A 21,261-nucleotide genomic window follows, 5' to 3' on the forward strand; every position below is an offset into this window, starting at 1 on the left:
TATGTGGTTATATATTTTAGTTTTCTTTTTCACCTTCTTCTTTATGGAATTTATGGCTTGGTTTAGTCACAAATATATTATGCATGGTTTCTTGTGGAATTTGCATGCAGACCACCACAAGAAAGACCACAATTCTTGGTTTGAGCGAAACGATGCCTTTTTTATATTTTATGCCATTGTGAGTATCATTTTCTTTTTACTCTGGAAAAACAACATTCTCAACATTGGTCTTGCCATTGGTTTAGGAATTTTTGCTTACGGATTGGCTTATTTTCTGGTGCATGATATTTTTATTCACCAACGGTTTAAATTATTCAGAAATTCTGATAACAGATATGCTCGTGCAGTTCGCAGAGCACACAAAATGCATCATAAGCATTTAGGAAAAGGTGATGGAGAGTGTTTTGGAATGCTTATTGTTCCTTTTAAATATTTCAAATAAACGAGAAAAGCGATCTGATAAATCGCTTTTCTTTTATAATAACTTAACCCAAATTATTTCATTAACTCTTGCAATGGTTTTAATTGATCTAAATTGATATTTCCATTTTTAAGAACACTCATCATTTCCATGATATAAGTAGGATTCATATCTTTTCCGAGAACTCGAACTACGGCAAAGCCATTTTCCTTTTTGTTTCCGTAAATTACAAATTCTTCAATGTGATCATCAGTTCCCACAAAACTTATTTGAGCTCCTTCCTTTCCAGAACCAAACTTCATGAGTTGCTGGTATTTTGCATCTTTTAGAATCGAAGTGACTTTTGCTCTTTCAACATCAAACTGGGCTTTGTTTTTATCATTTACTTTAAATGCTAATAAATTTATTTTTTCAAATGATGCCAAAGCTTCTTTTTGAGAAACACTTAATTTTGTATTGTCTATATTTAACATTTTTGGTGTTAAATCTATCGCTACGAAATCTTTATTTTCGGTATTTTCTACAAAATACTTTTGCAAACTTGGTTCGCTTTTACAACTAAATAATAGTGCCAAAGTACAACCTACGAGAAATCTTACTAGCGTTGCCATATTAGTTTTTACCAGCTTTTTTAAGAACATCTCCGCCAGGAATATTCATTTTGTTTGTTAGTGTCGAAATTTCATTAATATCAAAATCTCCTGTAAGTGACATCAAAACTGTTTGATTGTCTTTTACATTTGTATTCTCGATAAACATTAATAATTCCTTTACTTGGCTATCTGAGCTTCCTGATTTTACATAAATTTTTACGTTTTTTCCACCATCATTTACACGCATTAACTCATCTAAATTACTAGTTTTTAGATATTTTTCTACGTTAAATTTCATGTCGGCAGTTGTTTTTGAACTCGATGTCATAAATACTTTTAAGTTGTCTAATTTTTTTATTAATGCCAAGTATTTTTGTGCATCTTTATCTGAAGCTTCCATTTTTACTTTGCTCATCAAATCGAACATTTTCTTGTTTACGATTATCGAAGTTACACTATCTTGCCCGTCGTATTTGTCGAACAATGATTGTGCTTGACTAAAAAATGGTAATAAGATAAATAAGGCTATAATTATTGATTTTTTCATGACTTTAATTTTAATTGATTGATTTTTACTTTTTAAAAATTCTGTTTTTAGCAGTTTCGTACTCTTGTACATACATTACACTTTCTATGCCAACATTTACATTTGATGATAATAAGGCTAATGCTTTTTGTGTTTCTTTGAATGCAATTTCGGGGCTTTCGTAAGTTCCTAACTCATTCTGATGATTCACAGGCTCATTAGTATTTATCATATAAAAGGTAGCAACACCCAACAAAACGACAACCGATGCTGCAACAGACAACCACATAACATTACGTTTTTTAGTGATTTGTGGAATCTCTTGCTCAAATTCTTGTTTTTTTGTTTGGGTAAAATAACCAAATATTGCTTTATATTGCTCTAAATGTGGCGCCACATCTTGAGATGAAAAGTAGCTGCGCAACTCCTTTTCTTCGGCAATCGAGGTTTCTCCTTGAAAGTATTTTTCGATTAATATCTCTATTTTATTGAATTCCATAATTATGGGTATTTGTCAGTTTTTCTCTTATTGTTTTTCTAGCTCTCGATAAAGCTACTCTAATTGTAGCTTCGCTCATTTCTAATATTTTTGCAATTTCTTCGAACTCATATTGTTCTACATCTCGCATTTGGATTATTATTTTTTGTTGTTCTGGCAAATCATTTATCCATTTTTCGACCCAATTCCAAGAATCATTGTCTTCAACTTTTTGTTGTAAACTGGCTCCGTTTTCGGCATAATTATTATGTACAATTTGCAAATTCGTTGCTCGTTTTGACTTCAGAACATCTAAACAATAATTCTTTGTTATAGTCATTGCATAGGCTTCGGTACTTCCAAAATCCTTCAGCACATTGTTTTTATTCCAAAGTTTTACAAGAACTTCTTGCGTTGCATCTTCGGCTTCTTCGGTACTTACGAGTAATCGCTTGGCTAACCGGAACATTTTGTCCTTAAATGGTTTTACATGGTTTATAAATTCAATTTGGTTCATAATGGTTGGTTATATAGTCAAGACGAGCTACTATCTTTTTTGTTACAAGATACTAAAAATTATTTTTATTAATACAAAAAAGCCTCGTTCTAAATGGTTAGAACGAGGCTTGAATAATTTTCTAAATGTTGTTTGATTCTAATTGAAATAGAAACCATTTGGACCAAGCCCAACAGCTACTTCTTTTTGTAAAGTTCCTATTGAAGAATAGATAAAAGCTTTTCCATCTGCTGTAAAAGTAGGCGAATCTGCCACATAAATTCTACTGTTTTTTGCAATCATTCCGTACAAATAAACTGCCGATGATGTAAATAATGGTGTTGTAGCTATTGTTGTTGCTGTTATATCTTCATCATAAACTTTTGAATCTATAGAAAAGAAAAATTTATTATTATCGAAACTTAAATTTTGTGCATTTCCAAGTGCTGAATCCATAACAATTGTACTCGAAACAGTATCAGTCGTCAAGTCTATTTTTGCCAATTCGCTATTGGCTGCATAGCTTGAGCACAAAACATAAAGACTTCCATTTTTTTCAAACATCGAGTTTGGTGAATTTCCAAATGTTAGTGTTTTAACAACAGTATTAGTACTTGGACTAATTATTTTCATAGAATTTCCATCACCAAACGCACCATTTGCAACATATATTTTACCATTTACAGCAGTAATTTTTTCTCCAAAAGTCCCTAAAGGAATTGTGTTTTCTACTGTATAATTCGAAAGATTTATTACTGCAACAAAATCATCGGTATCTCCAGTAGTTGGATTAGAATAAGAAAATGTATTAGCATTGGTAACATAAGCTTTTCCGTTTACAACAACTCCATATCTTGGTATACTTAGCCCTGTTGTGATTTTAGCAATTAGCTTAAACGTGTAACGGTTTACAACAGTAATTTTGTTTGAACCATTTGAAATTATAAATGCTTTATCGCCATCAAAAAAGATAGATTGAGCATAACCACCAATATTATCAGACGGATTTACAGTAACATAAACATCTTGTTTTACTGTATTTAAATCATTACTCACAAATGTAACCGAACCCGTAGTTGCATTCCCTTCGTTAAGCACAAAAAAACCGTTTTCAAACGCTCCAGGAACTGGTGCTACTGGCACATCATCATCGTTTGAACAAGAAAAAAACAATGGAAAACTCATTAGAGATACTAAAAACATTTTACTGAACTTCATAATTATTAAAATTTAAGGGTTATGTATAGATTAAAATTTCTACCTGGAAGCGGTCTATCTTCAAGGCTTTGGTATTTTTCATTTAATAAATTAAGTACTTGAAAACCTAATTTTGAAGAGTTTAAAAATTTAAAATCATAGTCTATTCCTGCATTAGATACTTTATATGATTTTATGATTTGTTTCGGATCATTATCAGATCTTGTATATACGAATCCGTTGTATAAGAATTGGTAGTTTATAGCAAACTTTCTATACGAATAAGCGACTGAACCTGTGGCTTTGTGAAAAGGAACAAAAAACAATTGCTTTTTTGTTTCTTCGTCTTGTGAGATTGTATAAGCATAAGTCCCGTTTATACTCAAAAAATGTTTACCAAAATTATTTGCCCAACCCAATACAGTTTCAGATCCATAAGCGGCAACTTTATTCGTGTTTTGTGGTGTCCAACCACCATTATCTCCAGGTTTCCAACTTATTAGATCTTTTATTTTATTGTAATAAAATGTCTGAGAAAGTTTTATTTTTTGAAACGAAAATACATTTCCAACCTCAGCCTGATAAGAACTCTCTACTTTTAGGTCTGGATTTCCCTGATCTGAAGTTCCTTCCCAATACAAATCATTGAAAGTAGGGATTCTGTAATTTCTAGAAAGATTTATTTTTACGGTATACCAATTATTTAAAAAACAGGAAGTCCCCGCAGAAAACAACAACGGACTTTTATAATTATCTGTAATTTCTTGACGAATCCCAAACTCATTTTGCCATTTCTTACCTACCTGCTGTTTCACTAATACTGCTGCCGAACCAATTTTTCTTATATTATTACCAAAACTTGTACCGAAACCTCTGGTTTGGCTATAGTCTATAATCGTATTTATTTTTAAAGATTTTAACAATTGATAGCTCAAATCTAATTTTGCAATGGCACTTTCGGACTTACCAAAACTAAAATAATCACTTTCTATATTTCCAAAATATTGATATTCTTCAACAATATAAGCCGATTTAAGATTAGCCGAAAACTTATCAAAGTTACCGTCATATTCTAATAAATTACGACTAAAACTGTTTACATACTTTGTTTTTGTATCGGATTCTGACACCAAAGACAAATGCCTGTCAGTATTTGAGGTTTGACTGTAAAATTTAATCAAATTAGACGAATTAATTTTATACCCAATATTAGCATTCAAACTCGTATTTAGATATTCTCCGTTTAAGTTTTTTCTTTGCTCTCCTTTCCAAGTAAATAGTTTAATATAAGGATATTCATTTTTGGAGGCATTATAAGAAAAACCAATTTGAGCACTCCATTTTTCGTTAGACAGGAGTGTTTTATAGTTTATTCCAGAAGTATCAAAACTTCCGTAGGACAATTGCAGGTTGTTAGTAAATTGTTTTTTGAAACTCAAATTATTGTTTAAATGCACACTTCCGCCCACGGCACCACTACCATAAATGACACTTCCTCCTCCTGCTTTAACACTAATTGAAGAGTAATCGTTTGCCGTTATGGTGTTAAAATCGGTGCTTCCATTAAGTTGTGAATTAATATTTATTCCGTTCCAAATCACGGCTGTTTGTGCCGATGTTGTCCCTCTAAAAGAAACCGTAGATAGCATACCGCGACCATATTCTTTAAAATAAATGGTGCTATTGTAATTAAGTAAATTAGTAAGAGAAGATTGATTTTTACTAATTATCGAATCACTTAAAACCTGAATAGATTGCGATTTGTTATTGGTTTTCAAATAAGTATCTGACACAACAACTTCCTTCAAATTTGTTATGGTATCGTTTTGTGCCAAAACTAATTGGCAAACCAAAATCGAGAAGAATAAAATGTATTTTCTTAAAGTCATAATCTCAGAATCTCTTTTCCCGGAGATTCGATATTTGTTAAGAATTGAGGCAGGTCTCCTGGCTTGCGTCTTGTTGTTGACCTTCCCATTCGCTACAGCGATCAGTGGTATTTGTAGATAACAACAAGCTCATAGCTTACAGTTGCGGGAACAGCTTTGGTATTTATCCAAATTCCCTTTTAATTCCTTCTTTTTGTTAAAAGACAGAAACCTTAATTCGAGTGCAAAGATAATTGCATAAATATTAATAACCCAATTTTTTTAGACTTTTTAAATATATTTTTAAATTATAATCACTATTATCATGATTAAACTAAATTTTTATTAGAAATTTATCTTTTTTACTTCCCCAAAATCAACTTTATTTTGAAAAGCATCTTGAAGTAGTAAATTAGAAATTTTGCACAAAACACTCCGAATAACACCAGCATGTGTTATAATTACAACTGGGTTTGATGGGTTTGTGTTTTTTATTTCGTCAAAAAAAGTATTTACCCTTTCGTATAGTTGTACGAAGGATTCGCCATTTGGTACTGGTACATTTACAAAATCTTGCATCCAAGGATTCATTTCATCTTCTGGAATATCGTTCCACTTTTTTAATTCCCAATCGCCAAAATTCATTTCCATTAATCTGGAATCGGTTTTGAAATTTCCTTCTGAAATATGATTAGCTAATACTGTGCATCGTTTCAAAGGACTCGAATATACGATTGCATTTGAAGGTATTTTTGTTTTTATAGATTCGAAAAGTGATAAATAATCATCTTGAATTTCTACATCGGCTTGACCATAACAGATACCTTTTTCGCAAACTGTTTCGGTGTGACGTACTAAATAAACTTCCATATTCCTATAATTGACAGGTAAAAAACAACTTCGCACACTTGCTGGGTCGCTCCTAGGCAATCTCCAGTATAACCGTCAATCCATTTCTGGAAATAGCGAACCAAGAAAAACCGAGTGGTAAAAACTGGAAGTATGACTAATAGCAACTGCCATTGAAAACAAAACAAAAGAACAAGTGGCAACAGTCCGAAAAATAATGCTCCAAAAACTTCTCGCCAAGTGTAACTCTGGGCAATGGGTTTACTTTTACTCGAAGCGTCCTCGCGAGAATATTGATGTGTAAAAACTATGGAAATGGCAGCTAATCTACTGATGGAATGAGCAGAAACGAAAAGTAAAAAAATGGTAAATGGTAAATGGTAAATGATAAATTGATGATTTTGTGAATCATTGACTAATTGACTCAAAATTTGAAACTTTAGTAAAAACAACAATACCAAACCAATTGCTCCATACGCTCCAATGGCGCTATCTTTCATAATTATTAGGATTTTTTCTTTAGTCCAACCACCTCCAAAACCATCACAAACATCGGCAAAACCATCTTCGTGAAAAGCACCTGTGGTTAGAATTCCTGCAATAATTGCTAAAATAATTGCTATATCATGAGAGAAGAGAATAGATGAGAGATAATAAGCCGCAAAGCTTATTCCTCCTACAATCCAACCAATAAACGGAAAATACCGAGAGGCTTTGTTGAGATAATCTGGATTGTGATCGATGTTTTTCGGACACGGAATTCGAGTATAAAACATTAATGCGGTAAAAAATATATGGATTTCTTTTTTCATTTTTTTTATGGAACGCTGATAAAACGGATGCAAGCAACGCTGATTATCTTGGTTTTTTTTTTAGTTATAAATATATTTTCTATGAACTTCCCTGATTACTTTTTACTAACTCCTGCACTTTCAAAACTCGCCATTTCATTCAAAAAAGCTACTGCCGATTGAATAATTGGAAATGCGACCGCACAACCTGTCCCTTCACCTAAACGTAAATTTAAATTTAAAATGGATTTTGCATTTAAATAATTCAACAATTTCATATGTGCCTGCTCGGCAGATTGATGACAAAATATAGCATTTTGTATAATCCCTGGATTCTTTTTAAAGGCAATTAAAAAAGCGATGCTACAAATAAATCCGTCAACTAGAATCAACATATTATTGTTATAGGCTTCAATCATTCCGCCAGCCATCTGAAAAATTTCGAATCCTCCGAAATAAGCTAATTTGCTATCCAAATCATCTGAACCTTTATAATTTTCAATTACTTTTCGCAGAATTTCATTTTTGAACAGTAATTTTTCATCATCAACACCCGTTCCTTTTCCTACGCAATCTTCAATTGGCAATCCTAAAATAACACTCATTAAAACCGAAGCCGTTGATGTATTTCCGATTCCCATTTCTCCAAAACCAATGCAATTACTTCCAGTTTCTGCAATAGCTTTAACAATTTTACTTCCTTTAGCAAAACACAAATCGAGTTCGGTTGCACTCATTGCTGCACCATGTAAAAAAGACTGTGTACCTTTTGCTATTTTTGCTGAAATCAAATTAGTATTCGTCGAAAAATCATAATTCACCCCAGAATCTACAATAGATAATTGAATGTTATGTTGCTTACAAAATACATTTATCGCCGCTCCACCTTCAAGAAAATTTATTACCATTTGACGTGTAACATCTTGCGGATACGCACTCACTCCATGATTTGCAATACCGTGATCGGCAGCAAAAATAACCATATTGGGTTGGATAATTTTAGGTTCCAAGGTTTGAAACACCATTCCGATTTGTTTTGCCAAAACTTCTAACATTCCTAAAGAACCTGCTGGCTTGGTTTTGTTGTTAATTTTATACTGTAATGCTTCGGATAAATCAAAATCAGTGACCATTTTACCACCCAATTCAACTGGAGTAACCTCATTATTCAGATGAAGCTTACTTATTTCTTCTACAAATGGTTTTTCCAATTTTTGCTTCCAATTCAATTGTTGCAACATCGGTTGGTTTTCATAATTTGTAGCAGGTTTACCTACGCAGAAATAACCCAAAGGCTCTATATTTTCAGGTAAACCCAATAACTTTTTAAACTCATAATAATTTAAAATAGAAACCCATCCCATGGAATAGCCTTGTTCCGTAAGGGAAAGCCATATATTTTGTGCCGCACAAACCGCACTAAATTTTATAGCTTCGTTACTACCCACTGTTCCAATTGTGAAATTATTCAGAACCGAACGATCATAACAAATCACAAGTCCGAGTGAAGCTTCCTCAATAGCTTCAAGCTTTAGGGCTTGGTATTGTGATTTTTGTTGTTCGTTATCGGTTTGATTAGTTGCTTTCTTGTCATAATCCAAAAACAATTCTTTGATCGCTTTTTTAATTTCTGTTGACTTTATGAGATAGTATTTTGTAGCATCAGTCAACCCCACAGATGGCGCCCAATGTCCCGCTTGCAATGCTTTTTCAATGACCGAATCAGGAACCTCATCATCCGTAAAATGGCGAGTGTCACGACGGGATTTTAAAATTTCATCTAAATCAAACATGGTCATCTAATTATTGTTAATTTCCTTTTATCGTTACAGGAATACCAGAAACCATCAGTACTACGGTATGAGCTTTTTTGGCTAAATATTGGTTCATCCAACCTTGTAATTCGGTAAATTTTCGTCCAATGTGGGTGTCGGCATGAACGCCCATTCCTATTTCGTTGGTGATGATAATAATGGTTGTGTCTTTTTGATTGGCGATAGCATCGAATTCGGATTTGGCTTGTTCCAAACACAATTCCACATCGTTTTTAGTATCCACAAAAAAGTTGGTTAACCAAAGCGTCACACAATCAATTACGGCAACTTTCCCCGAAAAATCAATTTCGCTCAGGTGTTTCTCTTTTTCAATGTTGACCCATCTTTCGTCTCGGTCTTTTTGATGACGATCAATACGCTTTTGGAAATCGTCATCCCATTTTCGAGCCGTCGCCACATACATTGGTTTATCCGATAATTCTTTGGCAAAATTTTCGGCATAACTGCTTTTTCCTGAGCGTTCTCCGCCTGTAATTAAATAAATCATTTTTCTTTATTTTTTAAATCCATAAGGGCAATGTCGGCATCCATTGGTACAACAATGTCCTCTTTTGAGATGAAAGAATGCTTTAAAAACATAATTCCCATTCTCGATATAATAATCAATTCCGTCCACTAAATTGGTTGTTTTGGGTAAATCTTTCGCCTTATTTTGAATTGCGTTTTTTGGTGTTATAGTCGCTACATACTCGTCGATTTTTGATGAACATGATATTTTAAAACAATTCGAACACAAACAACCTACCACTTCTGAGGGAGTAAAAATAGGTGGAAAATCATTACACCAACATTTACTTCCTTCTGGCGTATCTCCACAATTAAAAGACGTCCCGCAGGAAGAACAGTTTTTTACTCGAATGGTATTAGAAGGAAAATCGGTCATTATTTTACTTTTTCAAAAGTGTAAAAAGACAAATATTTATGTTTGTGTTTACTCGTTTTATTTAAAAACCTAACAACAAATATAGTGGTCTGAAGGCAATTATTAAGTAAAAATCTAATTTTAAGTTTAAGAGGCAATTTAAAATTGATTCGCATTATAAAAAAATTATAATTTACCTTTGTCATAAAATTTTCAAAAACAATGAAATGAACATAACGGAAATTTGGTTGCAAACACCAATGATTATATGTGAATTACATGTGACAGATGAAAAACAATAAATACCACCATATGAAACTAAACTGTGTTAAAATATCCTTTTCTATATTACTTTTAATGCTAATTGGATGTAAAAAAAATGAAGAAAACAGAGCTAAAACAACTGGTATTGTTGGAAATTCCATAACATATTCAAAAAGCTTAGCTATTTTTAAACATGAAGGATATTCGGTGGTAAAAGTTTCGAATCCTTGGCCGAATGCTAATAAAGATTTTACTTATATTCTAAAAGAAAAAGGCGGAATCGTTCCAGATAGTTTGCAAAAAGAGATTACTATTTCTGTTCCGTTACAATCGGTTGTAGTGACCTCAACAACCAATATTCCTTTTCTAGAAATGCTTAGAGTAGAGAAATCATTAGTAGGTTTTCCGCATACTGATTATGTTTCGTCCGAAAAAACCAGAAGATTAATTGATGCTGGTTCGGTAAAAAACGTGGGACAAAACGAAAAATTAAATATGGAACGTCTCATCGATTTAGCGCCTAGTCTCATTGTAGCTTTTGGAGTAGATAACAACAATCCAATGATTGATAATTTACAAAAAAGTAGTCTAAAAGTGCTAATTCAAGCCGATTGGATGGAGCAATCACCACTTGGAAAAGCGGAATGGATAAAACTTTTCGGGAGTCTTTTTTGCAAAGAAAAAGAAGCTAAAACACTTTTTGATGATATTGTAAAAAATTATAATGATGCTTTATTATCCGTTAAAAATAGTAAGGCAGAAACTTCGGTTCTTTATGGTTCTATGTATCAAGATCAATGGTTTGTTGCCAAAGGAAACAGCTGGGTTGCCCAGTTTTTAAGAGATGCAAAGGCGAATTATCTCTGGAAAGACGTTGAAGGAACTGGTAGCTTAGGATTGTCATTTGAAAATATTTTGGACAAGGCAAAAAACGCAGGATGCTGGATTGCTGCTGGGCATTATAAATCATTAGCCGAATTGGAAAAAAGCAATCCCCACTATAGTCAGTTTGATGCCTTTAAAAACAAAAATGTATATACTTTTGAAGCAAAAGTAGGAGCAAAAGGCGGAACTATTTATTACGAATCAGCTCCAAGCCGCCCTGATTTAGTATTAAAGGATTATATCAAAATTTTCCATCCAGAATTATTACCTGATTACACATTAACTTTTGCTCAAAAACTAAATTAAATTGCCTAACAACAAACGAAATATATTCCTTTTTCTGACGCTTCTTATTGGAGCGATATTGTTGTTTTTTATCAACATTAGTTTGGGTCAAGTTTTTATTCCTTTCAAAGAAGTTTTAAAAAGCCTTACAGGATCACAAGCAAGTAAAGAAACTTGGGAATATATTATTTTTAATTATCGTTTACCTAAGGCCATTACAGCTATTTTAGTTGGAATGGGGTTGTCTGTTTCCGGATTATTAATGCAAACTTTATTTAGAAATCCATTAGCTGGACCTTATGTTTTAGGACTAAGTTCAGGTTCCAGTTTGGGTGTTGCCTTTGTCATTTTAGGAGCCAGTTATTTACCAACTATTATTGCCGATTATTTTTTATCTCCTTACGGAATTATGTTTGCTTCTTGTTTGGGAAGTTTGCTGGTTTTATTTTTGGTCTTATTAGTTTCAAAACGACTGCGAGATACTACTTCCATTCTAATTGTAGGACTTATGTTTAGTAGTTTTTCTGGTGCAATAGTTAGTGTTTTAACTTATTTTTCTTCGGCGGAACAATTACAAAAATTCACTTTTTGGTCTATGGGAAGTTTGGGTAATTTATCTTGGAATCAGATTGTAATTCTTCTTGTAGCGGTAACAATTGGTTTATTTTTAAGTGTTTTGAATATTAAAGCTTTGGACGCATTATTATTAGGCGAAAATTATGCCCGAAGTATGGGAATAAATTTCAAAAAATCGAAATTTATAATCATCATTGCAACGAGTATTTTAGCTGGAAGTATTACTGCCTTTGCAGGACCAATCGCTTTTATCGGATTAGCCGTTCCGCATATTGCAAAAATGGTTTTTCACACAAGCAATCATTGGATTTTATTTTGGAGCACTTTATTTTTTGGTGCTATTATCATGTTGTTTTGTGATATGGTTTCGCAAATGCCGGGAACAAATGTGACTTTACCTATAAATGCCATAACTTCTATAATTGGCGCGCCAGTTGTGATTTGGCTGTTGGTTAGAAAACGAGGTTTTAATTGATTCTAACTAAATATAAAATAATCTTTTGCAAACAATCTGAAATCTAAAATCTGAAATCTAAAATCTTTTAGTACCTTTGCAAAATATTTTTTGACACATTTTATGACACAATTTTTACTCATTTTACTTTACATTTTTATAGGAATTGTGGTTATTCAGGTAATTTACTATTTGTTTATTTTTGGTAAATTTTCTTTTGCAAAACCTCAGGAGAGCACAGCTAAACATGTTTCGGTTTCGGTAATTGTGTGCGCAAAAAACGAAGAAGAAAATGTAAAAAAATTTATTCCACTTCTAGCTTCTCAAAATTATTCAAACTTCGAAATTATACTAATCGATGACGCTTCTAGCGACGAAACTTTAGAGATTTTCGAACAATTTGAGAAACAATATACTAATGTAAAACTAGTAAAAGTTGCTAATAACGAAGCTTTTTGGGGAAACAAAAAATTTGCATTAACCCTTGGCATCAAAGCTGCTACAAAAGATTATTTACTTTTTACAGATGCCGATTGTTATCCAAATTCTGAAAACTGGATTACCGAAATGTCTTCTCATTTTACTTTACATAAAACTATTGTTTTAGGTTATGGCGCTTACGAAAAAGAGTCTAGTTTTTTAAACAAATTAATCCGTTTCGAAACTTTACTTACTGCCACACAATATTTTGCTTGGGCAAAATTAGGCAAACCATATATGGGCGTAGGAAGAAATTTAGCTTACAAAAAAGACGAATTTTTCAAAGTCAATGGTTTTATAAATCATATGAAATTGCGTTCTGGCGACGATGATTTATTTATAAATGAAGCAGCAAACAAAAGCAACATTGCACTCGCTTACAATCCCGAGAGTTTTACTTATTCTAAAGCGAAAAAAACTTTCAAAGATTGGATTATGCAAAAACGCCGTCATGTTTCGACAGCAAAATATTACAAATCTTTCGATAAAACACAATTAGGATTTTTTTACTTTTCACAATTATCTTTCCTACTTATTCCTATTGTTTTATTGACTTTCCAATTTCAATGGATTATTGTTACATCAATAATTGCTTTTAGATACCTAATTGCATGGATTTCCTTAGGATATTCGGCAGGAAAACTAAAAGAAAAAGATGTTATGTATTGGTTCCCAGTTCTCGAAATAATTCTTATATTCACACAATTAAACGTGTTTATTAGAAATATGTTCTCAAAACCAGTCACTTGGAAATAAAAAAATATATAGAAAAAGCCAAATTAGGTGATCAAATTGCTTTTACTTTTCTACTAGATAGTTATTGGAACGAAGTGTATGGTTTCATGTTGCAACGAACTGAAAATGAAACCGATGCCGAAGATATTACTATAGAAACTTTCTCTAAAGCTTTCGACAAAATAGCGACTTACAATCCCGAATTTCAGTTTAATACTTGGCTAATTGCTATTGCAAAAAATGTACATATCGATTTGCTTCGAAAGAAAAAATCATCACTTTTTATAGATATTACTGACGAAGAAGATGATATTGCTTATGCCGTTGCCGATACTTCCCCTTCGGCAGAAGACAAATTAATTACCGAGCAAAATTTATCTCGATTACTACAATTCATCAAAGAATTAAAACCTGCTTACCAAGAAGTTATTCAGATGCGTTATTTTCAAGAAATGAGTTACCAAGAAATTGCTGACGATTTAGAAGAGCCGCTAAATAATGTAAAAATCAAACTCCTTCGGGCTAAAAAGCTATTGGCTGAGATTATCACAAAAGCATAATTTACATCACAAAATTCGTTTTTTTTAAACATTAATCATTAAATTTATGATTAATCAATTATTTATATAATAATTTAAACTCTTAATATATTTAACGAAATTTTGGCACGATTTTTTCAATTAATCAATCAGAACATTAGAAGATTATTAATTATAAAAACTAAAAATTATGTCAAAATTAAACATTAACAAAAACGAATGGTTAGAGTTGGTTTTTGAAGGGAAAAACAAAGAATACGGTGCGTACCAATTGCGTCAAGAAGACGGAAAAACAACTATGAAAGCTTTTTTTAGTGCGATTGCATTAATTTCTGGAATTGCATTATTACCTGTTTTATTAAGTTCATTTGCTGACAAACCAGTTGCAAAACCTTTAGCACCAGATCCTTTTCTTCATGTAACAGAAATAGTTTTTAAGCATGAGGAAATAAAAAAAGTACTACCAGCTTCAAAAAAAGAAACACAAAAACCAATAAAATCTAAAGACTTAGCAAACACTAGGATTGTTGAAGCTACAAAAGCTCCAGATATTGATTTTACAAAACCCGAAGATGTTGGCAAAACCAATACTACAAACACTGCATCAACTGGAACTGAAAATAATCCTGAAACTGGAAACACTCATGTTGTAATAACTGAACCTGTTGATAATCCTAATGAAATTAAACCCTCAGGAATTTTGGACAAATCTCCTAACTTTCCTGGCGGAATAAATGAATTTCTAAAAACCGTAGGTAAAAAATTTGTGACGCCAGAATTAGAAGAAGAAAAAACAATAAAAATCCTTGTATTCTTCGTGGTAGAAAGAGACGGAACATTATCTAACATTACTGTTCCTAAAAACCCTGGTTTTGGTTTAGATCTCGAAGCAATTCGTGTATTAAAATCTATAAAAACAAAATGGGATCCTGGAATCTACAAAGGAAAACCAGTAAGAACGTCTTATTCTTTACCTATTCTGATTAAAACACAATAAATTATAATCATAAACTTTTATAAAGTACGCTAAGAAATATTTTAGTGTACTTTTTTTATTTTAAAAAATGAAATTAACGACTAAACAAATCCACAAATAAACTACAATTAGTATCTTTGCCCTGTAAAAAATTACATTTTATGGAAACTGTTCTAGATTCTAACATACTTCCCGTAGGAAAACCAAAATGGCTAAAAGTAAAATTACCTATTGGTCAAAAATATACCGAATTGCGTGGTCTGGTCGACAAATACAAACTCAATACGATTTGTACTTCTGGAAGTTGCCCAAATATGGGCGAATGTTGGGGAGAAGGAACGGCAACATTTATGATTTTAGGAAATGTTTGTACTCGTTCTTGTGGTTTTTGTGGTGTAAAAACTGGTCGTCCAGAAACTGTCGATTGGGATGAACCCGAAAAAGTAGCCCGTTCTATAAAAATAATGAACATCAAACACGCCGTAATTACTAGTGTAGATAGGGATGATCTAAAAGATATGGGCTCAATAATTTGGATAGAAACCGTAAAGGCGATTAGAAGAATGAACCCCGAAACCACTTTAGAAACATTAATCCCAGATTTTCAAGGTGTCGAAAGAAATTTAGACCGAATTGTAGAAGCCAATCCTGAAGTTGTTTCACACAATGTAGAAACCGTTCGTCGTTTAACTCGTGAAGTCCGAATTCAGGCGAAATATGACAAAAGTTTAGAAGTTTTACGCTATTTGAAATCCAAGGGAATTAAAAGAACAAAATCTGGAATCATGCTTGGTTTGGGCGAAAGAGAAGAAGAAGTGATACAAACCATGAAAGATTTGCGTGAAGCCAATGTAGATATTGTAACCATAGGGCAATACTTGCAACCAAGCAAAAAACACTTGCCCGTAAAGGAATTTATAACGCCAGAACAATTCGAAAAATATGAAATTTTAGGTAAAGAAATGGGCTTTCGTCATGTAGAAAGTGGTCCATTAGTTCGTTCGTCTTATCACGCCCAAAAACATATCCTTTAAATTAAAAATTACGAATTACGAATTGAAAACACGTATTGCTATAAATGGTTTTGGAAGAATTGGTCGGAATTTATTTCGATTATTATTAAACCATCCTACAATCGAAATCATTGCCATAAATGACATTGCCGACAATAAAACGATGGCTCATTTATTAAAATATGATAGTATTCACGGTGTTTTATCTTCCGAAGTTTCTTCCGATGAAAATTCGATTTTAGTTGATAAGAAACCGTATTTATTTTTTCATCAAAAAGAAATAAAAAATCTCGATTGGAAATCTTTAGATATTGATTTTGTTATAGAAAGCACAGGAAAATACAAAACTTTCGATGCTATAAATACACATATTTTAGCTGGTGCAAAAAAAGTGATCTTATCGGCACCAGCCGAAGTAGAAAATATAAAAACCGTAGTTCTAGGCGTAAACGAACACATTCTTGACGGAACAGAAACTATAATTTCTAATGCGAGTTGCACCACAAACAATGCCGCTCCCATGATAAAAGTCATTCAGGAATTATGTGGTATCGAGCAAGCTTATATCACGACGGTTCACTCCTACACGACCGATCAGAGTTTGCATGACCAACCACACAAAGATTTGCGAAGAGCACGTGGCGCAAGCCAAAGTATTGTTCCTACAACAACTGGAGCTGCAAAAGCGTTAACCAAAATATTTCCCGAATTGGAAGGAAAAATAGGTGGTTGCGGTATTCGAGTTCCTGTTCCTGATGGTTCCTTGACTGATATAACTTTCAATGTGAAACGTGAAGTTTCTATCGAAGAAATAAATCTCGCTTTCAAAATTGCGGCTGAAAATAAATTGAAAGGAATTCTTGCTTATACCGAAGATCCTATTGTTTCGGTCGATATTATTGGAAACAAAAACTCCTGTATGTTTGATGCACAACTTACTTCTGTAATAGACAAAATGGTAAAAGTTGTGGGCTGGTATGACAATGAAATCGGTTATTCTAGTCGAATCATCGATTTAATTTCGCTTATTCACAAAAAATAATTATATTTAGGGAGTCTTTTCTTAGCTGAAAAAAAAATGTTTAAACGATTATTCTTAATTCTACTTTTTGTTTGTTCACTTTCTGTTTTCTCAAGAAACGGACAACAATCTGTGTCGAAAGTAGATAGTTCTTTTTTTTATACTGAAAAAGCAAACTATTTTAAGGACAATAAAGTATTTGACAAAGCATTAGAAAATGCTAACAAATCGATAGTTTTTGGTCAGAAAACCAATAATGTAGATGCGCTGGTAAGCGGTTACTATTGTTTGGCCACAGTATATATAGATTTGAAAAAATACGACATTGCCATCGAAAATTTACTGCGAACAGTTTCCATCTTAAATACCGTCGAAGTTAATTCTAAATTAGCGTTATCCTACTACAATTTAGGCTTGTGTTACATGCAAAAAGAAAGTTTTAGCAAAGCCGAATCATATTTTCAAAAAGCAAATTCAGTTTACGAAAGTATCAATTTGTCTAATGCAGTAAATATGGTAAATCTGCAAAAAGGGCTTATGTATTTAGACAAAAAAGAGGTAAGCCAAGCTGAAAAAGTATTTTTGCAAATTTCACATTTACCTACTGGAAAAGATACATTCAAACTACAATCTGAAGCTTTGTATCAATTAGGACAAATAAAAGCAACGGAAAAAATAAACAATCTTGCTTTAAATTATCTAAATAGAGGTTACCAATTAAGTATTGAAAATAAAAACGTCAACCAACAAATAAAAATTAGCAAAAAACTAAGTGAGGTTTACGATAACATGAAGCAAACAAACAATTCGCTTGCTTTTCTAAAAATTCATACTAGACTAAACGATTCCTTAAATTCTATATCAGAACATAGCGACAAAACTTTAGTAACCGAACGGTTTAAAGTCGATGATATGATGCGTTCTTTAGATAAATTAGATAAAGAGAAAAAACAACAGGAAAAATCGAATAAATTTTCGAAATTAATTAATATTTTAAGTATTGCATTAATCACAATTCTTTCGCTTTTAAGTTTGTCGTTGTATAAAAATAATATTATTAGAAACAAATCGAATGAATTGCTTCGAGATAAAAATAGTGAGTTAGAAATTGCAAAAGAAAGAATAGAAAAAGCATCGAAAGCTCGTGCCGAATTCCTATCGACCGTGAGTCACGAATTAAGAACTCCGCTAAATGCGATTAATGGAATTTCGCATATTTTATTAGATGACAAACCCAAACCAAGCCAAATTGAATACTTGAAATCATTGAAGTTTTCAGGAAATTATTTACTCACTTACATTAACGAAATTCTTGAAATAAACAGGATTGAATCCGATAATATTGAAATTGAAAATATCAGTTTTAATATTAAAGAATTACTAAACAATATTCAAAATTCGCTTAAAGAACAAGCTAGCCAGAACAACAACGATTTTAATTTAAATATAGACAATGAAGTTCCTGAAATCTTAATTGGAGATCCAACAAAATTATCTCAAATATTCATAAACCTGATAAACAACGCTTTAAAATTTACAGAAAATGGAACTATTACTGTAAATGCTAAACTTATAAATAGAGATCTTAACAATTGCCTAGTTAAATTTGAAATTCAAGATACTGGAATTGGCATTCCGAAAGACAAACAAGAATCTATTTTTGAGAGTTTTTCACAAGGATCGATAGAAATTAACCGAAAATATGGCGGAACAGGATTGGGATTAACCATTGTAAAAAGGTTAGTTACATTAATGAACGGGAAAATATTTGTAAATAGCGAAATAGGTGTTGGATCAACCTTTACATTAAACTTAAGCTTCAAGGTTGGAGAAAAAATTACTCCTTCAACAATAAACAATCTTATTGATGAAAAAATATTTATAAGCAAAAAAATCTTGTTGGTTGAAGACAACAAAATTAATCAGATGATTACCAAAAAATTCCTCGAGAAGAAACAAATGCTTTGCGAAATATGCGAAACTGGCGAAGATGCCATTAGCAAAATGCAAACTAATCAATACGATTTAGTATTGATGGACGTGCATTTACCAGGAATAAACGGAACTATTGCCACCGCCGAGATTAGGAAATTTAACATTAATACTCCAATCATTGCACTCACAGCAATATCTCTAGACGAAAATAGAGAAATGCTGTTATCTTACGGCATGAACGATGTAATTACCAAGCCTTTTAACCCTGATAATTTTTATAAAGTTATCGAAAATACGTTTATGGCGGAAACTAATATTGTATAATTAATTCTTTTATCAAACTGCGAACATGTGGTTCGGCTTTGCGAGCGGCTTCAAGTACTTCAGCATGAGTAATTGTATCGATGCTTTCTTCATTACCCATATCGGTAATTACCGAGATTCCGAAAGTTTCTAAACCCATATGACTTGCTACAATAACTTCGGGAACGGTACTCATTCCTACGCAATCGGCACCTAAAAGTTTAACCATTCTGTATTCTGAAAGCGTTTCAAAAGTTGGACCTTGAATTCCTAAATAAACGCCATCGCGAACTTCAATATTTAAATCCGATGCAATTTCTTTGGTTTTAGCCATCATTTTACGACTGTATGGTTCACTCATATTTACAAATCGTGGACCAAAACGTTCGTCATTTTTTCCACGAAGCGGATGTTCTGGCATAAAATTGATATGGTCTTTGATAATTACAATCGAACCAACTTTATAAGTAGGATTTACACCTCCAGAAGCATTAGAAACTATTAGTTTTTTTACACCAAGATGTTTCATCACACGAACTGGAAAAGTAACTTGCTTCATATCGTAACCTTCATAAAAATGAAAACGTCCTTGCATGGCAACTACTTTTTTTCCGTGAATGGTTCCGAAAACCAAAGCGCCTTTATGTCCTTCAACAGTAGATACTGGAAAATTTGGAATTTCTGAATAAGGCAAAATATATTCTACATCAATATCATCTGTAAAATTGCCTAATCCTGAACCTAAAATCACACCATATTCTGGCGAAAAATTAGTTTTATTTGTAATAAAATCAGCTGTTTGTTGTACTTGTTCCCACATAATTTATAATTTTTTCATCAAAATTATTCCCGTTATTTACGAATGAACTTTTTATTGGTAAATAAAAAAGGTTGTCGCTTTTTAGTTTTTCACTAAGGCGAACAAAGTCTTTTTCGGTGGTAATAATGATTCTATTTTTTGCTTTTTCTTTAATATCAATACTATCTTTTTCAGAAAAATGATGATGATCTGGATAAACTAGACATTTGTCATTTTTGGATTGCAAATATGCAAAAAAGGATTCAGGTTTAGCAATTCCTGCGACAAGTAATTTATCAACAGTTTTTATTTCAGTTATATTTAATGTTTTATTATTCGAATATAGTCTATCATCATAATTTATAAAAGTAAAAAATACTGTTTTGTCGACTCCTATTTTTTCTTTTATTTTATTTTGCTCAAGTTCCGAAATATCTCTGGGACACTTTGTAATAATGATGATATTGGCTCTTCTTGCTCCGCTCCTACTTTCTCGAAGATTACCAGTGGGAAGCATAAAATCATTGGTAAACAAATCGTTGTAAGCAGTAAGTAAAATATAAAATCCTGCTTTTACTTTACGGTGTTGGAAAGCATCGTCTAACAAAATTATATCTGGCTTGTTAGATAATGACAATAATTGCTCAATTCCGTTTTTGCGATTGGCATCGACAGCTACTTGAATATTTGGAAATTTCTTGTAAAACTGAAATGGTTCGTCTCCCAAAATTTCTGAATTTGAAGTTACATTTGCCAAGATAAAACCTTCAGATTTTCGTTTGTAACCTCGACTTAAAGTAGCAACATTGTATTTATCCGATAACAATCTGATTAAATATTCTATTTGCGGTGTTTTTCCTGTTCCACCAACGCTTAGATTTCCTACGGCAATAACTGGAATGGGAAAAGAATAGGATTTTAGAATCCCACAATCGAAAAGAAAATTACGAATACTAGTTATAAAACCATATAAAATGGCAAATGGGAATAGTATTTTTCGCAGGAAATTCATTTTACGAATATACGATTATTTAAAAACGTTACAAGCTAAGATTTAACACGAATTTGCTTCACCAGTTC

Annotated in this window: 22 protein-coding genes and 1 riboswitch; of the genes, 9 read left to right on the forward strand and 13 right to left on the reverse strand. The window is 32.3% G+C overall.

The window, feature by feature from the left end:
• Position 1 precedes the first annotated feature (1 nt).
• Entirely contained in the window at positions 2–442 is a 441-nt protein-coding gene (locus BM053_RS01345; RefSeq protein ID WP_091473161.1) for a sterol desaturase family protein, read from the forward strand.
• Between the two features lie 53 nt (positions 443–495).
• Here the strand turns inward: BM053_RS01345 and BM053_RS01350 are convergent, their stop codons facing one another.
• The 11 genes from BM053_RS01350 to BM053_RS01400 all read right to left on the reverse strand — a co-directional run bounded on the left by BM053_RS01350 (position 496) and on the right by BM053_RS01400 (position 9,937).
• Positions 496–1,032: a DUF4252 domain-containing protein gene (locus BM053_RS01350; RefSeq protein ID WP_091473735.1), complete on the reverse strand. Its 537-nt coding sequence runs from the start codon at positions 1,030–1,032 to the stop codon at positions 496–498.
• A 1-nt stretch (position 1,033) separates the two neighbouring features.
• Positions 1,034–1,561 carry a DUF4252 domain-containing protein gene (locus BM053_RS01355; protein ID WP_091473736.1) on the reverse strand — a complete coding sequence of 176 codons (528 nt, stop codon included), beginning with the start codon at positions 1,559–1,561 and terminating at the stop codon, positions 1,034–1,036.
• A gap of 25 nt (positions 1,562–1,586) precedes the next feature.
• Positions 1,587–2,039 (reverse strand): hypothetical protein, encoded by a 453-nt coding sequence (locus tag BM053_RS01360; RefSeq protein ID WP_091473164.1) that lies wholly within the window; start codon positions 2,037–2,039, stop codon positions 1,587–1,589.
• On the reverse strand, positions 2,026–2,535 hold the full coding sequence (locus tag BM053_RS01365) for an RNA polymerase sigma factor (RefSeq protein ID WP_091473167.1): 510 nt from the start codon (positions 2,533–2,535) through the stop codon (positions 2,026–2,028). Before BM053_RS01365 ends, BM053_RS01360 begins: the two co-directional genes overlap by 14 nt.
• Before the next feature lie 138 nt (positions 2,536–2,673).
• Positions 2,674–3,732, reverse strand: coding sequence for a YncE family protein (locus tag BM053_RS01370; protein ID WP_091473170.1), 1,059 nt, complete (start codon positions 3,730–3,732; stop codon positions 2,674–2,676).
• 5 nt (positions 3,733–3,737) lie between these two features.
• The gene (locus tag BM053_RS01375) at positions 3,738–5,600 is read right to left on the reverse strand and encodes a TonB-dependent receptor plug domain-containing protein (protein WP_091473173.1); all 1,863 of its coding nucleotides are present in this window, start codon (positions 5,598–5,600) and stop codon (positions 3,738–3,740) included.
• Between the two features lie 31 nt (positions 5,601–5,631).
• Positions 5,632–5,830: riboswitch (cobalamin riboswitch) on the reverse strand.
• 94 nt (positions 5,831–5,924) lie between these two features.
• Positions 5,925–6,449 carry an alpha-ribazole phosphatase gene (gene cobC, locus BM053_RS01380; RefSeq protein WP_091473176.1) on the reverse strand — a complete coding sequence of 175 codons (525 nt, stop codon included), beginning with the start codon at positions 6,447–6,449 and terminating at the stop codon, positions 5,925–5,927.
• Positions 6,434–7,240 carry an adenosylcobinamide-GDP ribazoletransferase gene (locus tag BM053_RS01385; protein ID WP_091473178.1) on the reverse strand — a complete coding sequence of 269 codons (807 nt, stop codon included), beginning with the start codon at positions 7,238–7,240 and terminating at the stop codon, positions 6,434–6,436. The genes cobC and BM053_RS01385 overlap by 16 nt, the downstream gene beginning before the upstream one ends.
• Positions 7,241–7,335: 95 nt before the next feature.
• Positions 7,336–9,012 carry a nicotinate-nucleotide--dimethylbenzimidazole phosphoribosyltransferase gene (gene cobT, locus BM053_RS01390; RefSeq protein ID WP_091473181.1) on the reverse strand — a complete coding sequence of 559 codons (1,677 nt, stop codon included), beginning with the start codon at positions 9,010–9,012 and terminating at the stop codon, positions 7,336–7,338.
• Positions 9,013–9,028: 16 nt separating this feature from the next.
• A complete protein-coding gene (gene cobU / locus BM053_RS01395; RefSeq protein WP_091473184.1) occupies positions 9,029–9,541 on the reverse strand; it encodes a bifunctional adenosylcobinamide kinase/adenosylcobinamide-phosphate guanylyltransferase in 513 nt (170 codons plus the stop codon).
• 6 nt (positions 9,542–9,547) lie between these two features.
• The gene (locus BM053_RS01400) at positions 9,548–9,937 is read right to left on the reverse strand and encodes a C1orf53 family protein (protein ID WP_167357264.1); all 390 of its coding nucleotides are present in this window, start codon (positions 9,935–9,937) and stop codon (positions 9,548–9,550) included.
• A gap of 291 nt (positions 9,938–10,228) precedes the next feature.
• Between BM053_RS01400 and BM053_RS01405 the strand changes: the two genes are divergently transcribed.
• The 8 genes from BM053_RS01405 to BM053_RS01440 all read left to right on the forward strand — a co-directional run bounded on the left by BM053_RS01405 (position 10,229) and on the right by BM053_RS01440 (position 19,403).
• Complete coding sequence (locus BM053_RS01405) at positions 10,229–11,371, forward strand: ABC transporter substrate-binding protein (RefSeq protein WP_091473191.1); 1,143 nt, start codon at positions 10,229–10,231, stop codon at positions 11,369–11,371.
• A gap of 1 nt (position 11,372) precedes the next feature.
• The gene (locus BM053_RS01410; protein ID WP_091473194.1) at positions 11,373–12,401 is read left to right on the forward strand and encodes an iron ABC transporter permease; all 1,029 of its coding nucleotides are present in this window, start codon (positions 11,373–11,375) and stop codon (positions 12,399–12,401) included.
• A 102-nt stretch (positions 12,402–12,503) separates the two neighbouring features.
• Positions 12,504–13,616, forward strand: coding sequence for a glycosyltransferase (locus tag BM053_RS01415; protein WP_091473197.1), 1,113 nt, complete (start codon positions 12,504–12,506; stop codon positions 13,614–13,616).
• Positions 13,607–14,155 (forward strand): RNA polymerase sigma factor, encoded by a 549-nt coding sequence (locus BM053_RS01420; protein ID WP_091473201.1) that lies wholly within the window; start codon positions 13,607–13,609, stop codon positions 14,153–14,155. The genes BM053_RS01415 and BM053_RS01420 overlap by 10 nt, the downstream gene beginning before the upstream one ends.
• Positions 14,156–14,324: 169 nt before the next feature.
• A complete protein-coding gene (locus tag BM053_RS01425) occupies positions 14,325–15,131 on the forward strand; it encodes an energy transducer TonB (RefSeq protein ID WP_091473203.1) in 807 nt (268 codons plus the stop codon).
• A 140-nt stretch (positions 15,132–15,271) separates the two neighbouring features.
• Positions 15,272–16,144 carry a lipoyl synthase gene (gene lipA, locus BM053_RS01430; RefSeq protein ID WP_091473205.1) on the forward strand — a complete coding sequence of 291 codons (873 nt, stop codon included), beginning with the start codon at positions 15,272–15,274 and terminating at the stop codon, positions 16,142–16,144.
• Between the two features lie 22 nt (positions 16,145–16,166).
• Complete coding sequence (gene gap / locus BM053_RS01435) at positions 16,167–17,165, forward strand: type I glyceraldehyde-3-phosphate dehydrogenase (RefSeq protein ID WP_091473208.1); 999 nt, start codon at positions 16,167–16,169, stop codon at positions 17,163–17,165.
• A gap of 36 nt (positions 17,166–17,201) precedes the next feature.
• Entirely contained in the window at positions 17,202–19,403 is a 2,202-nt protein-coding gene (locus tag BM053_RS01440) for an ATP-binding protein (protein WP_091473211.1), read from the forward strand.
• Here the strand turns inward: BM053_RS01440 and BM053_RS01445 are convergent.
• Together BM053_RS01445 and lpxK are read right to left on the reverse strand one after the other, a co-directional pair.
• Positions 19,390–20,202: a purine-nucleoside phosphorylase gene (locus BM053_RS01445; protein WP_091473215.1), complete on the reverse strand. Its 813-nt coding sequence runs from the start codon at positions 20,200–20,202 to the stop codon at positions 19,390–19,392. The two genes, BM053_RS01440 and BM053_RS01445, sit on opposite strands and share 14 nt — an antisense overlap.
• The gene (gene lpxK / locus BM053_RS01450) at positions 20,174–21,193 is read right to left on the reverse strand and encodes a tetraacyldisaccharide 4'-kinase (protein WP_091473218.1); all 1,020 of its coding nucleotides are present in this window, start codon (positions 21,191–21,193) and stop codon (positions 20,174–20,176) included. The genes BM053_RS01445 and lpxK overlap by 29 nt, the downstream gene beginning before the upstream one ends.
• Between the last annotated feature and the right edge of the window lie 68 nt (positions 21,194–21,261).

The organism is Flavobacterium swingsii (assembly GCF_900111965.1).
GTDB lineage: Bacteria > Bacteroidota > Bacteroidia > Flavobacteriales > Flavobacteriaceae > Flavobacterium > Flavobacterium swingsii.

What these genes read in the sequence shown, in the direction of transcription:
- BM053_RS01345 (WP_091473161.1), top strand. Translation starts at nt 2, where the DNA reads ATGTGGTTATATATTTTAGTTTTCTTTTTCACCTTCTTCTTTATGGAA.
- BM053_RS01350 (WP_091473735.1), bottom strand. Translation starts at nt 1,032, where the DNA reads ATGGCAACGCTAGTAAGATTTCTCGTAGGTTGTACTTTGGCACTATTA.
- BM053_RS01360 (WP_091473164.1), bottom strand. Translation starts at nt 2,039, where the DNA reads ATGGAATTCAATAAAATAGAGATATTAATCGAAAAATACTTTCAAGGA.
- BM053_RS01415 (WP_091473197.1), top strand. Translation starts at nt 12,504, where the DNA reads ATGACACAATTTTTACTCATTTTACTTTACATTTTTATAGGAATTGTG.
- BM053_RS01445 (WP_091473215.1), bottom strand. Translation starts at nt 20,202, where the DNA reads ATGTGGGAACAAGTACAACAAACAGCTGATTTTATTACAAATAAAACT.
- BM053_RS01405 (WP_091473191.1), top strand. Translation starts at nt 10,229, where the DNA reads ATGAAACTAAACTGTGTTAAAATATCCTTTTCTATATTACTTTTAATG.
- BM053_RS01375 (WP_091473173.1), bottom strand. Translation starts at nt 5,600, where the DNA reads ATGACTTTAAGAAAATACATTTTATTCTTCTCGATTTTGGTTTGCCAA.
- BM053_RS01385 (WP_091473178.1), bottom strand. Translation starts at nt 7,240, where the DNA reads ATGAAAAAAGAAATCCATATATTTTTTACCGCATTAATGTTTTATACT.
- cobU (WP_091473184.1), bottom strand. Translation starts at nt 9,541, where the DNA reads ATGATTTATTTAATTACAGGCGGAGAACGCTCAGGAAAAAGCAGTTAT.
- BM053_RS01425 (WP_091473203.1), top strand. Translation starts at nt 14,325, where the DNA reads ATGTCAAAATTAAACATTAACAAAAACGAATGGTTAGAGTTGGTTTTT.
- BM053_RS01440 (WP_091473211.1), top strand. Translation starts at nt 17,202, where the DNA reads ATGTTTAAACGATTATTCTTAATTCTACTTTTTGTTTGTTCACTTTCT.
- BM053_RS01400 (WP_167357264.1), bottom strand. Translation starts at nt 9,937, where the DNA reads ATGACCGATTTTCCTTCTAATACCATTCGAGTAAAAAACTGTTCTTCC.
- BM053_RS01355 (WP_091473736.1), bottom strand. Translation starts at nt 1,561, where the DNA reads ATGAAAAAATCAATAATTATAGCCTTATTTATCTTATTACCATTTTTT.
- BM053_RS01365 (WP_091473167.1), bottom strand. Translation starts at nt 2,535, where the DNA reads ATGAACCAAATTGAATTTATAAACCATGTAAAACCATTTAAGGACAAA.
- lpxK (WP_091473218.1), bottom strand. Translation starts at nt 21,193, where the DNA reads ATGAATTTCCTGCGAAAAATACTATTCCCATTTGCCATTTTATATGGT.
- BM053_RS01370 (WP_091473170.1), bottom strand. Translation starts at nt 3,732, where the DNA reads ATGAAGTTCAGTAAAATGTTTTTAGTATCTCTAATGAGTTTTCCATTG.
- cobC (WP_091473176.1), bottom strand. Translation starts at nt 6,449, where the DNA reads ATGGAAGTTTATTTAGTACGTCACACCGAAACAGTTTGCGAAAAAGGT.
- lipA (WP_091473205.1), top strand. Translation starts at nt 15,272, where the DNA reads ATGGAAACTGTTCTAGATTCTAACATACTTCCCGTAGGAAAACCAAAA.
- cobT (WP_091473181.1), bottom strand. Translation starts at nt 9,012, where the DNA reads ATGTTTGATTTAGATGAAATTTTAAAATCCCGTCGTGACACTCGCCAT.